Annotated in this window: 9 protein-coding genes; 5 read left to right on the plus strand and 4 right to left on the minus strand. The window is 66.8% G+C overall.

Translation table 11 applies throughout. The features are described 5' to 3' along the window. Position 1: 1 nt before the first annotated feature. Positions 2-4027, minus strand: a complete 4026-nt coding sequence (locus ACT3TD_RS03585) for a Pls/PosA family non-ribosomal peptide synthetase (protein ID WP_444637968.1) — start codon at positions 4025-4027, stop codon at positions 2-4. A gap of 573 nt (positions 4028-4600) precedes the next feature. Further along, the gene (locus ACT3TD_RS03590; protein WP_301443681.1) at positions 4601-5560 is read right to left on the minus strand and encodes a LysR family transcriptional regulator; all 960 of its coding nucleotides are present in this window, start codon (positions 5558-5560) and stop codon (positions 4601-4603) included. Positions 5561-5712: 152 nt separating this feature from the next. On the opposite strand from ACT3TD_RS03590, the gene ACT3TD_RS03595 reads away from it, so the two are divergent. The 5 genes from ACT3TD_RS03595 to ACT3TD_RS03615 are packed head-to-tail and all read left to right on the plus strand — an operon-like array spanning position 5713 to position 10249. Further along, complete coding sequence (locus tag ACT3TD_RS03595; RefSeq protein ID WP_441578711.1) at positions 5713-7089, plus strand: CitMHS family transporter; 1377 nt, start codon at positions 5713-5715, stop codon at positions 7087-7089. Positions 7090-7129: 40 nt separating this feature from the next. Beyond that, the gene (locus ACT3TD_RS03600; RefSeq protein WP_441578712.1) at positions 7130-8515 is read left to right on the plus strand and encodes an acyclic terpene utilization AtuA family protein; all 1386 of its coding nucleotides are present in this window, start codon (positions 7130-7132) and stop codon (positions 8513-8515) included. Continuing rightward, positions 8515-8832, plus strand: coding sequence for an AtuA-related protein (locus ACT3TD_RS03605; RefSeq protein WP_301443678.1), 318 nt, complete (start codon positions 8515-8517; stop codon positions 8830-8832). The genes ACT3TD_RS03600 and ACT3TD_RS03605 overlap by 1 nt, the downstream gene beginning before the upstream one ends. Beyond that, the gene (locus tag ACT3TD_RS03610) at positions 8829-9599 is read left to right on the plus strand and encodes a CoA transferase subunit A (protein ID WP_301443677.1); all 771 of its coding nucleotides are present in this window, start codon (positions 8829-8831) and stop codon (positions 9597-9599) included. Before ACT3TD_RS03605 ends, ACT3TD_RS03610 begins: the two co-directional genes overlap by 4 nt. Then, positions 9596-10249, plus strand: coding sequence for a CoA transferase subunit B (locus ACT3TD_RS03615; protein ID WP_441578713.1), 654 nt, complete (start codon positions 9596-9598; stop codon positions 10247-10249). Before ACT3TD_RS03610 ends, ACT3TD_RS03615 begins: the two co-directional genes overlap by 4 nt. Positions 10250-10918: 669 nt before the next feature. On the opposite strand, the gene ACT3TD_RS03620 is transcribed toward ACT3TD_RS03615, so the two are convergent. After that, complete coding sequence (locus ACT3TD_RS03620; protein WP_301444094.1) at positions 10919-12724, minus strand: DNA/RNA helicase domain-containing protein; 1806 nt, start codon at positions 12722-12724, stop codon at positions 10919-10921. Then, positions 12721-14664, minus strand: a complete 1944-nt coding sequence (locus ACT3TD_RS03625; protein WP_444637969.1) for a DUF2075 domain-containing protein — start codon at positions 14662-14664, stop codon at positions 12721-12723. The genes ACT3TD_RS03620 and ACT3TD_RS03625 overlap by 4 nt, the downstream gene beginning before the upstream one ends. Positions 14665-14666: the final 2 nt, after the last annotated feature.

The following is a 14666-nucleotide window of genomic DNA, read 5'->3' on the forward strand; positions in this document are numbered from 1 at the left end:
CCTAACGGTTGACGTGGGTGACGGGATTGACGTGGGTGACGGGATTTCCGGCCCACACGGAGTCGGAGGGGATGGCGTCCCCACGCAGGACCAGGGAGCCGGGACGCACGGTCGTCCGGGCGCCGATCGAGGCCCCGGGGAGCAGGAAGCTGTTCGGTCCGAGAGTGGAGCCCGCGCCCAGGGAGACGTGGTCCAGGGACATCACGCGGTCGTGGAAGAGGTGGGTCTGCAGGACGGTGCCGCGGTTGACCGTCGCGTGGTCGTCGATGGAGATGATGTCGAACTCGGGGAGCCACCACGTCTCGCACCAGACCGCCCTGCCCACGCGGGTTCCCATGAGCCGGCACCACCAGTTGTAGAGCGGGGAGCCCAGGGAGACCCGGATGAGGGAGGGGACGGCGAGCATCTCGACGAAGTTGTCCACGAGTTCACTGCGCCACACGAAGGTCGAGTACAGCGTGCGTTCCCCTGCGGTGAACCGGCCCACGATGAGCCACTTCGCCAGCACCGGAACGAGGCAGGCCACCACGCCTGCGACGAGCACGATCGGCACCGACCACAGGCAGACCGTCCAGATCCCGGGCCAGCCGGGTTCCGACCGCATGTAGACCGTGGTCCCCGCCCAGACGATGAACAGGTCGAGGTAGGCGGCGATGACCGGTGGGACGAGGCGGAGGAATTCCACGCTGGCACGCGCGCCCCTGAGCCCCGGCCCCGGGTTGAAGGTCTTCGACAGGTCGGCCTCGACATGACGGCGGGGGATCTCCCTGGTCTGGCGGCCCAGCCACGAGGTCCCGCGCTCCGCCCGGTAGGGCGTCGAGGAGAGCACGGCGATCAACGACTTCTCCGGGAGGTCGTAGTCCGGCCCGACGATGCCGGAGTTGCCGACGAAGGACCCGTTGCCGAGGACGGTGGTCCCCACATGGATCCAGCCGGCACGGTGCCGCGAGGCGGTGCACATGGAGTGGTCGGCGAGGAAGCACCTGTCACCGATGGAGGTGAGGTGCGGGATCGTCTCGACCGTGGAGATCTCGTTGCCCTGGCCGACCCTCGCCCCGAGCAGTCGGAGGAATGCGGGCGTGTACCACGCCGCGTAGAGGAAGTAGGTCGAGGTGAGCGTCTTCTGCATCATCGTGTGGGTGAGCCACAACGCCCAGCCCGTGGTCGATTCGGTCGGGAAGTACCCGGGGCGGATGAGCAGCGAGGACAGCCGCACGGTCACGATGACCAGCGAGATCCACGTGAGGATGGTGAGCAGGGTGAACACCGGGACCCAGGCGGCGAAGGTGGGGAAGACGTCCTCGTAGCGGGTGCGTTCCACCACGTGCGGCAGAACCAGGAACGTCCCCGGCAGGATCGCCAGGAGCGGCAGCAACCCCATCCATGCGAGGCCGACCATGTAGAGGAGCCGGTGCGGCAGGCGCGAGAGTGTCCCCACCGCGCCGTCGCCGGCCGTGTCCTCGGGGCTCTGCTCCGGCCACGTGAGGCCCGCCTCCCCCCAGTCGGCCGGGGGTGAACCACCGTAGAGCCGGTGGGCGGGCACCCATCCAGCGACGGAGGAGCCTGCGAGGATCTCGCACCCGTCGCGCAGGTCGGCGCCGGGCCCCAGCCAACTCCGCATGCCGACCCGTACCTCGTCGCCGACCCGGATGACCCCGACATGGAGCGTGTCGCCGTCGAGCCAGTGGCCGTTGACGTCGACCTCGTGCTCCAGGATGGTGTCGTCGCCCACGGACAGCAGGCCGGTCACCGGCGGGAAGGTCTGGAGCTCCGTGCCGCGTCCGACACGGCAACCGAACAGGCGGAAGAGCACCGGCGTCACCGGTGTGCCCAGCAGCGGTTCCAGTTTGAGGTAGGTGAGGACGCGCTCGGCGGCCCATATCCTCAGGTGGACCAGCCCGCCGCGAGGGTAGGTGCCCGGCGTGATCCGGTGGGTGAGCAGACGTGCCACGACCGTCGCCTGGACGACCTTCCCCGGCAGCGAGAACAGGACGAGCCAACCGACGAGAAGTGGCGCCAGGGGCGGGTAGGGGACCCAGCCGGCCTCGAAGAAGAAGGCGAGGACCCAGATGACCAGGATGGAGCCGACGATGTAGCGGGCCGCGTTGAGGACGTAGATGCCGCAGACCACGAGGAACTGGACGACGCCGGACCACCAGGGCATTCCGGCCGGCATCGGCCGGGACTCGTTGCTCTCCCGGAGACCGGCCACGTAGTCCGCCATGCCCGTCAACGTGGAGTGGTCGTAGAGCGCCCCGATGTTGACGGCCGGGTGCGTGGCGCGCAGCGAGGTGGCGAGCTTGGCGATGGCCACGGAGGACCCGCCGAGGTCGAAGAAGTCCGAGTCGGCGTCCAGGGGTACCGGCCCCAGCAGGTCGGTCCACATCTGCCCGAGCGCGTGCAGTTCCGCCGGCAGCGTGGAGATCCCTCCGCCGTCGTCCGGCAGCGGCCAGGGCAAGGCCGAGCGGTCGACCTTCCCGGAGGTCTTCAGCGGCAGTTCCGCCACCGTGCACAGCGTGGGGGAGATGCCTCCGGGCAGTACGGCCCGCAGATGCTCCCGGGCGGCCCTGAGGTCGATCTGCTCACCGGTCTGCTGGTGCCGGTCGTCCGGGACGACGTAGCCGACGATGACGTCCGACCCCGCCGGGGTCGTCTGTTTGGCGGCCGCCGCCGCCCCCACACCCTCGATCGTCGCGAGCGCCCGGTCGATCTCGCCGAGTTCCATGCGGCGTCCGCCGAACTTGATCTGGTCGTCGGCACGGCCGGCGAAGACGAGCCCCTCGCGGTCGGCGACGACGAGGTCGCCGGTGCGGTAGGCGCGGTCCCAGCCGAGGGCGGGGAGCGGCGCGTAGACCTCGGCGTCCTTCACCGGGTCGAGGTAGCGGCCCAGTCCCACCCCGGCGACGACGAGTTCGCCGGACTCTCCCCAGCGCACCGGCTCACCGGTGGACGGGTCGACCACGGCGAGCCTCCACCCGGGTGTCGCCCTGCCGATACGTACCGGCTGACCGTCCTGGACCTCGTCCATCAGCTGGCCCGTCGATATGACCGTGGCCTCGGTGGGGCCGTAGGTGTTCCACAACTCCCTGCCGTCCCTGGCGAGCCGGTTCACGAGCTCGACGGGGAGGGCCTCGCCCCCGAAGATCAGCAGGCGGACGTTGTCGAGGGCGTCGACCGGCCAGAACGACGCCAGCGTGGGCACCGTCGACACCGCGCTGATCCGGTTGTTCGTGATCCAGGCTCCGAGGGAGTCGCCGGAACGCACCACGTCCCGCGGCGCGGCGACGAGGGCGGCGCCGTAGCGCCAGGCGAGCCACATCTCCTCACAGGAGGCGTCGAAGGCGACGGACAGCCCCGCCATGACCCGGTCACCCGGATGCAGGGGGTCGCGGGTCAGGTACATCCTGGCCTCGGCGTCGACGAGGGCCGCCGCGGCGCGGTGGGTGACGGCCACGCCCTTCGGTGTCCCCGTGGAGCCGGAGGTGAAGATGATCCAGGCGTCGTCGTCCACCGTGGGGGAGGACGGAGCGTCCGCTGTGAGCGTGGCCGGGCGCGGTTCCCGCGCCGTTTCTTGCGCGGGGTCCTGTGCCGGTTCCAGGGCGAGGCCGGCGCCGAAGACGGCGGCGACGTCGGCCTCGGCCCAGATCTTGCGTGCCCGCGCATCGGGGTCGTCCCAGTCCACCGGGACGTAGGCGGCTCCGGCCGCCAGGGTGGCGAGGATCGCCACGTAGAGGTCGGTCGTGCCGGACGGTACGCGCACACCAACCCGGTCCCCGGGCCGGATGCCTGCCCGGGTCAGCCGCTCGACCTGCTCGGCGATGCTGGCGGCCAGTTGCTCGTAGGTGAGTTCGGTGTCCCCGCCCACCAGGGCCAGGGCGTCGGGGTGGGCGACCGTGGTGCTGTTGAGGATGTCGATCAGCGTTCGCGGGGCCGGTGCCTGCGCGACACCGAAGATGGCGGACGACGGATGGTCGGTCGCGCTGTCATGGACCGGCCTGTGTACGTCCTGTGGTGAACTACGTTTCATTGATGTCCCTACCGTCGAGGATTCTTCCTTTTTCTCCCGTGACCGACTGGCGGGGCATCCGGGCGCCCGGATGTCCCTTTCTGAATGGCGAGGTGCATGGATCTGGCGGAAACGGACACAGATGGTTGGCACGACAAGTACGTTGTTAATTGACGTAAACTCGTCAGTTCCAGCGGGTCGGATGACCTCTGTTCTCATTCAGTTAGTCGGCGTTTTTCTGGAAGGACCGTTACATGTCCTTCGGTGGGCGCGACTATAGAAGTCATGTGACCGGACCCACCACTTTTGACGGTGGCTGATTTATGGCACGAGGGAAACGCTTATGGATATCGGGCAATTAAGATCAGCGCGAATGAAATTGAGCAGACCGGGAGTAATTCTGCGCATTCTGACGGATTCGCGCACGTCAACGAGAGGTATTTGCCAAGAAAATGCCCCCACGCTATATAGCCGAGCATTGCTGAAGTGTAGGGGTGGGTAACGAACGAATGTCGGCATCGTGAGGGTTTGTTTCCGTACTCACATCAAATAATTCTCGCGGAGGCGGCGGTGCCGGCGGTGCCGGTGCCGGGGTCAGGCGCCCAGTCCCGTCCACGTGGTGAAGTCGGGCAGCGTCATGTCGGCGGACGTGGAGTGGGCGACCAGGGTGAGGAACTCCCGCGCCGCCGGCGAGAGTGTGCGGGTGGTGTCCTGCAGCACGCCGATCGTCCTGGTGACCGGTTCGCCGCGGAAGGGGCGCAGGACCACGCCGGCGACACGGGTCATGGGGATCACGAAGCCGGGGACGGCGGAGATGCCGAGGTTCGCCGCGCACAGGCCCGTCACCGCCGAGATCGTCCCGGCGGTCACGGTCTGGGACGGGCGGATGCCACGGGCGGCGAGCTCGCGGTCGGTGATGCGTCGTACGGAGCTGGCCTCGGTGAAGGAGACGAAGGAGTCGCCGGCGAGGTCCTCCCAGTCGATGGCGTCCCGGTCGGCCAGGCGGTGGGTCACGGGCAGGATGCAGGCGAAGTGTTCCTCGGCGATGGGGGAGAAGCGGAAGTGGTCAGGGAGGCTGTCGAGCAGCTCGGGGTCCTCTGCGGTGATGGCCAGGTCCACCGTGCCGTAGCGGCACTGCTCGATGATGTTGGCGGCCATGAGGTCCTGCAGACTGACGCCCACGTTGGGGAAGGTGCGGCGGAAGCGGTCGATGAACGGCGGCAGCAGGGTGGCGGCGAGTGAGGGCAGTGTGGCCAGGCGCAGTTCCCCGCTGGGCCCGCGCAGGTAGCTGGCGAGGTTGTTGATCTCCCGGTCGTAGGTCTCCAGGACCACCCGGGCGGCGCGCAGGAACTCGGTGCCGGCGTCGGTGAGGGCGAAGCTGCGGGTGGTGCGGTCGAACAGGCGCGCGCCGGTGGCCTTCTCGACCTGGGAGACGGTGCGGCTCAGCGAGGACTGTGACTGCCCCAGGCGGTCGGCGGCGAGGGTGAATCCGCCCTGGTCGGCGACGCAGACGGTGGCGCGCATCTGCTCGACGGTGATGTCAGTTATCCGCATACCGCAAGAATCTATGCAAGATTATTGTTTGACGCAACTAAATGTGGCGGCTCATAATCGGATCATCCACGCGACCCAGGTCACAGGACGGCCATCTCGGCCGACCGACCTGACCAGGGTCCGCACCCCTTCCGCCGACAAAGGAGAGCCTCGTGCTTGCTCTGTACGGATTCCTCACCGTGGGGATCTTCCTGGCACTCACCCTGTTCACCCGCACCTCCGTGCTGGTGGGCCTGGTCCTCGTGCCGATCGTCTTCGCCGTGCTCGCCGGCCACGGCGGTGACCTGGGCGACTTCATCGGCGCGGGCCTGCTGCAGGTCGCCCCCATCGCGGTGATGATGACCTTCGCCATCCTCTTCTTCTCGGTGATGATGGAGGCGGGCCTGTTCGACCCGCTGATCCGCCGGATGGTCGCCTGGGCCAAGGGCGACCCGGTGAAGATCGCCATCGGCACCGCACTGGTCACCATGTGCGTGCATCTGGATGGCGACGGTGCCGCGACGTTCCTGATCACCCTGTCGGCCTTCCTGCCGATCTACCGTCGGATCGGGATGCGCCCGATCGCCCTCACCGCGATCGTCGCCCTCGGCGCGGGCCTGATGAACATGCTCCCCTGGGGCGGGCCGACCATCCGCGCGATGGCCGCCCTGGACATGGACGCCTCCGAGGTCTTCACCCCGATGATCATCCCCATGATCGCCGGCGGCGTGTGGGTGCTGGTGGCGACCTACATCATCGGACGCATGGAGCGGAAGCGCATCGGCACCATCCGGCTGGATGCTGACAACACAGCGCAGGACGTCCCGCAGGACGCAACGTCCGACGCAACGGCCGCCGCAGCGTCCGACGCTGTCGACCCCGTCGACCCCGGCGACGAGGCCGACCACGCCCGCCGCGACGCGGGCGTCCCGCGGTGGCGCATGGCGGTGAACCTGGTGCTCACCCTCACCCTCGTGGCGGTGCTGTTCACCCACGCCGTGCCGATGGAGGTGTGCTTCATCGTGGCGTTCACCCTCGCCGCCTGCGTGAACATCCCGAAGTGGAAGGACCAGCAGAAGCTCTTCCGTGACCACGGCGCCAACGTGGTGCTGGTGACCTCGATGGTCTTCGCCGCGGGCGTGTTCACCGGCATCCTCGGCAACTCCGGCATGATCGAGAACATGGCGCAGAGCCTCGCGGACGTGATCCCCGAGAGCTTCGGCAGCGTGCTGCCCGTGCTCGTCTCGGTCGTCTCGATGCCGCTGAGCCTGGTGTTCACCCCGGACGCCTTCTACTTCGGCGTCCTGCCGGTCTTCGCCCACACCGCCGAGGTCATGGGTGCCGACCCCGCGATGATCGCCCGCGGCGCGATCGCCGGGCAGATGACCACCGGCTTCCCGCTGAGCCCGCTGACGGCGTCCACGTTCATCCTCATCGGCATGGCGAAGGTGGAGCTGGGCAAGCACCAGCGGTTCACCTTCCTGTGGGCGTGGGGAACCACCATCGTGATCACCGTGACCGCGGTCATCACCGGCGCCCTGACGTTCTAGCCCTGACGTTCTAGCACTGACTTTCTAGGAGATACTTTCGATGAGAACCATCAGAATCGGTTCCGGCGCAGGGTTCGCCGGCGACCGCCTCGACCCGGCCGTGAAGCTCGCCAAGGACGCCGACCTCGACTACCTCGTCTTCGAGTGCCTCGGGGAGCGCACCGTCGCCGCCGGGCAGCTGCGTCGGTTGAGCGACCCGGACGCCGGCTACGACCCGTTGCTGGAGACACGGATGCGCGCCGTCCTGCCGCACACCGTCGCCCACGGCACCACCGTGGTCACCAACTCCGGTGCGGCGAACCCGGAGGCCGCCGCGCGGCTGATCGCCAAGGTCGCCGCCGAGGTCGTCCCGGAACGCACTGTGACGGTGGCCTACCTCACCGGCGACAGCGTCCTGCAGCAGGTGCGGTCAGAGGACCCGCAGGTGTGGGAGACCGGCGAGGCCCTGTCGGCAGAGACTACGGAGTCGGCGGGGCTGGTCTCCGCGCACGCCTACCTGGGCGTGGAGCAGGTCCTGCCCGCCTTCGACATTGGGGCGGACGTGGTGGTCACCGGGCGCCTGGCCGACCCGTCTCTGTTCCTGGCACCGATGGTGCACGAGTTCGGGTGGGACCTGGACGACTGGGCGCTCCTGGGTGCCGGCACCTTCGTGGGCCACCTGCTGGAGTGCGCCGGGCAGGTCACCGGCGGGTACTTCGCCGACCCGGTGACCAAACCGGTGCCCGGCATGGCCGACCTCGGGTTCCCCTTTGCAGATGTTGCTGAGGATGCTACCGCGGTACTCGGCAAGCTGACCGACACCGGCGGCATGCTCACCTGGCAGACCGTGCGTGAGCAGATGCTCTACGAGGTCGCCGACCCGGCGGCCTACCTCACCCCGGACGTGACCGCCGACTTCTCCGGCGTGAGCATCGAGGAGGTCGGGCAGGACGCCGTGCGTGTCAGCGGCGCCACGGGGCGCCCGCGGACCGGGACGTTGAAGGTCACCCTCGGCTTCCGCGGCGGCTGGTTCGGCGAGGGCCAGATCAGCTACGCCGGGCCGCGAGCCCGCGAGCGCGCGGACCTGGCGTGGGACATCGTGCGGCAGCGTCTGCATACGGTGCACGGCATCGACCCTGAGCAGGTCAGCGTGGAGTTCATCGGTACCGGTGCGGCGTTCCGGAACATGACCCCCGCTGCTTCCGAACCCCCGGAGGTGCGGGTGCGCGTGGCCGCGCGGGTGGACACCAGGGAGCAGGCACACGCCGTCGGTTGGGAGGTCGAGGCCCTGTACTGCGCCGGGCCCGCCGCCGGCGGGGGAGCGCGCAAGGGCCTCAGCGAAGTCCTGGCGATCCGCTCGACCCTGCTGCCGCGCGAACACATCGCCGCAGAAGTGAACACGGTGAGTACCGAGAGCATGATGAACACAGCGAAAGGAACCCTCTGATGACCGTCCTCGACACCTACGCCGACGCCCGCACGGGCGACAAGGGCGACACCCTCATCGTCGCCGTCCTGCCGCGCAGCAGCGCCGACCATGCATTCCTGCGCGACCGGCTCACCGCATCCGCGGTGGCGGAGCACTTCCGGTGTAGAACGGAGGATGTCACCGTGCGGGACGTCACCGCCGTGGAGTCCTTCGTCTGTGAACTGCGCGGCGTGCTCGGCGGCGGGGTCACCGGCTCGCCGGTACTCGACGGTCACGGTAAGACACTCAGCTACCACATGCTCACCCTCCCGATCGGAGAACTGGAGACCCGATGAACCACACATCAACCGGCCCGACCTCGAAGGTCGTCGCCACAGCGCAGGAGGCGGTGCGCGACGTGAGCGACGGCGCGCGCCTGGCCGTCGGCGGCTTCGGCCTCAACGGCATCCCCGACACCCTGATCTCCGCCCTCGTGGAGACCGGGGTGGGGGAGCTGGAGATCTACTCGAACAACTGCGGCGTCGACGACTGGGGCCTGGGCCTGCTGTTGAACAACCGGCAGGTGCGCCGCGTCGTGGCGTCCTACGTGGGGGAGAACAAGGAGTTCGCCCGCCAGTACCTCGCCGGGGAGCTGGAGGTCGAGCTCACCCCGCAGGGCACGCTCGCGGAGAAGCTGCGCGCGGCGGGTGTGGGCGTGCCGGCGTTCTACACGCCGGCGGGCGTGGGCACGCCCATCGCCGACGGCGGTCTGCCGTGGAAGTACCGGGAGGACGGCTCGGTCGCCGTGGCGTCCCCGCCGAAGGAGGTCCGCGAGTTCGGTGGGCGTCGCTTCGTGTTGGAGGAGGCGCTTCCTGCGGACGTCGCCCTGGTGCACGCGGAGGTGGGGGACACGGAGGGCAACCTCGTGTTCGCCAAGTCGGCGATGAACTTCAACCCGCTGTGCGCGATGGCTGGCACGATGACGATCGCCGAGGTGGAGCGTCTGGTCGAGCCCGGCGAGATCGACCCGGCGCAGGTGCACCTGCCCGGCATTTTCGTGCACCGAGTGGTGGAGACCGGGGAGCAGGACAAGCGGATCGAGAAGAGGACGGTGTCGGCATGAGCTGGACCAAGGAGCAGATGGCGGCGCGTGCCGCCCAGGAGCTGGAGAACGGCCAGTACGTGAACCTGGGCATCGGCATGCCCACGCTGATCCCGAACCACCTGCCGGAGGGGGTGCACGTGGTGCTGCACAGCGAGAACGGCATCCTGGGCACCGGGCCGTACCCCACGGAGGATCAAATGGACGCCGACCTTATCAACGCCGGCAAGGAGACGGTGACGGTGAACCCGGGTGCGGCCTTCTTCGACTCCTCGTTGTCCTTCGGCATGATCCGTGGCGGACACGTGGACGTGGCGGTGCTCGGCGGGATGGAGGTCTCGCGCCACGGTGACCTGGCGAACTGGATGGTGCCGGGCAAGATGGTGAAGGGCATGGGCGGGGCGATGGACCTGGTGCACGGTGCGCGCAAGGTGATCGTGCTGATGAACCATGTGGCGAAGGACGGTTCGCCGAAGATCCTGTCGGAGTGCACGCTGCCGCTGACCGGCCAGGGCGTGGTGGACCGCATCATCACGGACCTGGCGGTGATTGACGTGGTGCGCGACGGTGACGGTGGGTTCGGTGGACGCCTGGTGCTGCGCGAGACCGCGCCTGGGGTCAGCGTGGAGGATGTTGCGGCGGCGACCGGGGTGGAGCTGGAGGTCTCCTAGTACGGGCAATTCGCCTGGCCCCCGGAAAGCCGCCAAGAAGTACGAAGAAAGCGTTGTAGCACCCGCATAAATAATGCTTCGTCTGTTCGTGTCGCGTCTGGGTCTTTCCCGTTGATCAGCGGCCTAGTATCTAAGCTGGCCAGGGTAGCGAATTCGGATGTGTTGCAACCGAGTATTGCTGTCCGGGGCATCGATACTGGCACCGTCTATATCGGACGACAACACCGAAGGATATGATATGTGAACATCGGCCATCGAAATATCCAGTAAATCAATTTCCCAAGATCGTAATGCCGGGAAGTGATCACTTTTATTGCGAACGTGACTACGGCGATTCCATCTGTTCCTGTTCCGGTATTCCTTGACGCAGGATTTCCGTTACTTTCAGTAATGTCGGATACCGAAATCATCTACAGGAATATATTGATGGCAGTGCCCATGGCATGGGTTGTAGTGCTTGTGGCAACGGCAGTATCAGAGACTTCGCTGTGCCTATCTTGGCGGTGAATGCTTCCCGGTAGGAGGAAGAAATATGCATCCGGCGCCTATTCTCCTACTTTCGCTGACAGGGAAGATCGGTCGGCGATGAACGGTCTCTTCATCTCAACGCGATTGGGAAGAACGGGTGACCATACCGCCCAGAGGCGATACCCAGATGAATCATCTCGGTTAAGGGGCGATTTGAGAGATCGTCGGAAAATACCTGCCCAGGTACTCCCGCAGGCCGGGGTCCACCACATGGATGAAGGTGCCGTGGACCCCTCGGGTCATCAAAACGTAGTAGATGTTCGTGATGAACTCCAAGAGCATCTCGTCCGTGGTGGTCTTGCCGGCGAGCTTGTTGTTCCGCTTGCCGGTCTTGTCCCTATAGTCGTCCTTGCTGACTACGAGCTTCTCGGCCTCGAGGTCGTACTGCAGATCGCGGCCGATGATCACGCCGGCGAAGTTCAGATCATGGCCCTGGACGGTGTGGATAGACCCCGCCTCGTCCACGGACTTGGGGGAGTTGATCCAGTCCGTGATGGTCGAGTTCCAGCGCAGGTGCACGTCATTGGCCAGGTGGATGTCGTAGTCCTGTGAGTTCTTCTTGCTCACCCAGTCCCAGGCGTAGCCGGCGACCACGCGGGAGAGTCCGTGGGAGCTGTTCTTCCTGCAGATCAGCTCCACGAGTTCGCGTGGATCGTCGACCAGTCCGACCTCGTAGGGGCCGAAGTCGGATTGTGCCTGCGGAGGGTACGCGGAGAGCACCTGCTTGATGTAGTCGATGTAGTCGTTCCCGCCGACCGAGCGCATCTGGGAATGCAGCCTGTACTCGCGGCGGTGGTTTGCGTCCTGCGCGTCAATCAAGGCTCGCAGCACGGACGTCGACAGGTCGATCGGCTTCACGGTCTGCGACGTGTCCACCATCAGGATCGTGTTGTCGGAACGGGCGCGGATCCAGTCCAGCTGTGACGCCTCGGGCCGATCCCCGCCGAACAGGGACTCGTTGATCTCCCGGAACTCCTTGGTCAGCGTGCCGATCGATTGGGCGCCGAACTGGCTCAGCCGGTGGGCCTCGTCGACGACCAGCAGGTCGAAGCGGCGCTCGTCGAGCGCGACCTCCCGAGGACTGAGCACCATGTCCCCGGACAGCCCCGGAGTCGCCGAGAACACCCGGGTCAACGTCCTACGCAGATCCTGCATCGGCACCACCAGGCCGATACGGCGGTGGCGGAACAACGCGCGGACGTCCTCGAGGTAGAAGTCCTCGAAGACCGACTCCCGCTTCTCGTCACCGTCGTCGACGAACGACCCCAGGTCTGCCAGCAGCTTCATGAGGAATGTGGCGACGATGGTCTTTCCCGTCCCCGGGTCGCCCTGGACGACCGCCACCTGGTTGGTGCCGGCCGGGGAACCGAGGTCCTCCACCAGACCGTCCAGGATGTCGCTGACCACCGACATCTGGTCCTCGTTGAGCGACTTGAACGGCGAGTACTTGAACATCTCGGAGTTCTCGATCTCCCGGATCGACTTCGAGAAGATGCCCTTGGCCCGCAGCTGCTCGAAGATCTCCTTGAATCTCAGCTGGTAGTAGAAACGGTTGTAGTAGTTCTTCTCCTGCTGGCCGGCATTGCTGTTCAACGTCCGGTTCGACTCATCGCCGGAACTGAGGTTGATCAGGAACGACTCGAGGTCGAGGCACGAGGACTTGTTGAAGGTGTCGTCCACGATCACCTCGGCGACCTGGAGCCCGGCCTTCGCCTCGTTCTTGAGGTGGTCACCGAAGCGCTTGTCCATGTTCAACGACTCGCCGATGTACACCTCACCTGTGTCCTTGCGGGACGTGGCAGGCCGGTGCAGCACGTAGACGACCGGCCAGTCATGCATCAGGCGGTCCTGGTGCAGTTCCATGTGCCCGTCGATGGAGAATTCGTAGGTGCGGATGGAGTACGAGTGGGCGGCCAGCGGAGACCCCGGGGTGGTGGGTGCGCTCACTGGTCGACCTCCGCCTCTGCCTGCTCTGAGAGCAGATCCCGCAAGATCTCGCGTGTCTGCCGGTCAGGGGAGTAGATGACCGTCCCCCGCATCCCGCGGGTCAGCAGGACCTTATAGACGTGCCGGATGAGCACGTCGAAGTCGTGGTCCGAGAGGTCCTTCTTCGCCAGGTAGGGGTCGGCGTTAGCTGACCGGACGGTGACGAAGTCGCCGTCGCGCCACACAAGGTCCGGGCCGATGATCACCCCGGACCAGTCGAACTCGAAGCCCTGGGCGGTGTAGATGCAGCCGATCTGGTCGAAGCCGCCCTCGCCGGTGGCCCACCGGAAACCCGGAGGCGCATTCTTGATGCGCCGCTCGGCAGGACTGTTCCAGGGGCGCGACCAGTCGCCCAGACGCACATCGTCGACGAGCTCCTGGTCGCCCTTCTTCACCTTCGTCCAGGACCAGCAGAAGCCGGCGGCGATGCGGGCGGAGAAGCCACGGGACATCTTCTTCCGCAGGATCTCCTCCATCTCCTCAGGAGAGTCCGCCACCGTGACCGACACGTGGGAGTCAGGCGCCAGCACCGGCGGCTCGCCCGGGGGAAGGTTACGGACCTGGATGTTGTGGAGCTCGGCGAAGTCGATGTCGGGCAGCGGGTCGCTGTCGGTCTCGGCGAGATCGTCGTCGGGGAGCCCGGTGATGTCGAGGTCGGCGTCCAACCCGAGGATGCTCTCCACCCAGCGGGTGTAGCTGAGGCTGCCGCCGCACCGGAACTGCTCGGTGAGCCGCACGTGCACGACCTCGAGTCCCTTCTCCTCCGCGAAGCGGGTGATCTCGTAGAGCGAGCCGAGCTCGCCGGGGCGCACGACCTGGTTCTCGTCGAGCAGGAGCACCGGGGTGCGGGCCACGTCGATGAGCTCGTCGAGCTGCGGGCGGTTCTGCGCCCTCTGCGCAGCAGGGGTGTACCTGCCGGTGGACGTCTCACGGATGCGGTGAGCCTCGTCGGCGATGAGGACGTCCAGCATGTTCTTCTCGGCAGTCTGGAAGCTGTTGAAGTACAGGAAGAGCTTTTGTGTCGCGGTGCTGCGGTGCCCGGCGATCTTGCGCAGCGACTTGGTGAAGGCGCTGGATCCGGTGGCGTGCATGACCCGGCGACCGTCCCGGGCGAGTTCACCCAGCAGGGACAACGCGACCACTGACTTCCCGGTGCCCGGGCCGCCAGACACCACGATGACCCGCTTGCTGTCCGCCTGGTGGGCCTTCTTCACCTGGTGCAGCACGAGACGCACGGCATCGTGCTGGCGGTCGAGGAGAACGAACTCCTCGCGTTCCTGGATCTCTGCCGCAGCATGGTCGAGGAGTTGGCGTGACGGGGCGAACGAGGTGCTCATCAGCTCGTCGGCCGGGGCAGGGTCGCAGACGGGGGAGAGGCGGCTCTTGAGGTACTCGGAGAAGTCTGCGATCTCTGCGCCGGTGAAGAGCTTGGAGTCGGTGGTCGTGACCAGATCGTCCAGCTCGGCGATGTCCGCCCTCGACATGGCGTTGTGCAGGAATGCGGCGCCGTGGACGCGCTCCGGGTGACCGGCCAGGACCGTCGCGAAATCTGTGAGGTAGCTGCGGTAGTCGTCGACCTGCAGAACCGGGTGCGACCGAGGGGCACCAAGGAGCCCGGGACCGTCGACCAGTTCGGGGTTGCCCTCGAATGAGGTCGCGCTCGACCACTGCTTGAGCTCGATGACCACGTAGGAGGGCTCGCCGGTCGTCGGGTGCGTGCCGGCGAGCACCGCGTCCACCCGCTTCGAGATCAGCGGAAGCTGGTGCTCGAGGAGGACGGGCACCGCACCGAGGCCGGCGTCCGAAAGGACCCTGGCCAGCACCGGGATGCTGGCCTCCCAGGCGTTCAGCTCTGCGGTGTTCACCCCGCCGAGACCGCGGAAGTGGGCCTGTTGTGCCATGA

Source organism: Corynebacterium sp. AOP36-E1-14 (assembly GCF_052377495.1).
Classification (GTDB): Bacteria; Actinomycetota; Actinomycetes; order Mycobacteriales; family Mycobacteriaceae; genus Corynebacterium.

What these genes read in the sequence shown, in the direction of transcription:
- ACT3TD_RS03625 (WP_444637969.1), bottom strand. Translation starts at nt 14,664, where the DNA reads ATGGCACAACAGGCCCACTTCCGCGGTCTCGGCGGGGTGAACACCGCA.
- ACT3TD_RS03585 (WP_444637968.1), bottom strand. Translation starts at nt 4,027, where the DNA reads ATGAAACGTAGTTCACCACAGGACGTACACAGGCCGGTCCATGACAGC.
- ACT3TD_RS03615 (WP_441578713.1), top strand. Translation starts at nt 9,596, where the DNA reads ATGAGCTGGACCAAGGAGCAGATGGCGGCGCGTGCCGCCCAGGAGCTG.
- ACT3TD_RS03605 (WP_301443678.1), top strand. Translation starts at nt 8,515, where the DNA reads ATGACCGTCCTCGACACCTACGCCGACGCCCGCACGGGCGACAAGGGC.
- ACT3TD_RS03610 (WP_301443677.1), top strand. Translation starts at nt 8,829, where the DNA reads ATGAACCACACATCAACCGGCCCGACCTCGAAGGTCGTCGCCACAGCG.
- ACT3TD_RS03600 (WP_441578712.1), top strand. Translation starts at nt 7,130, where the DNA reads ATGAGAACCATCAGAATCGGTTCCGGCGCAGGGTTCGCCGGCGACCGC.
- ACT3TD_RS03590 (WP_301443681.1), bottom strand. Translation starts at nt 5,560, where the DNA reads ATGCGGATAACTGACATCACCGTCGAGCAGATGCGCGCCACCGTCTGC.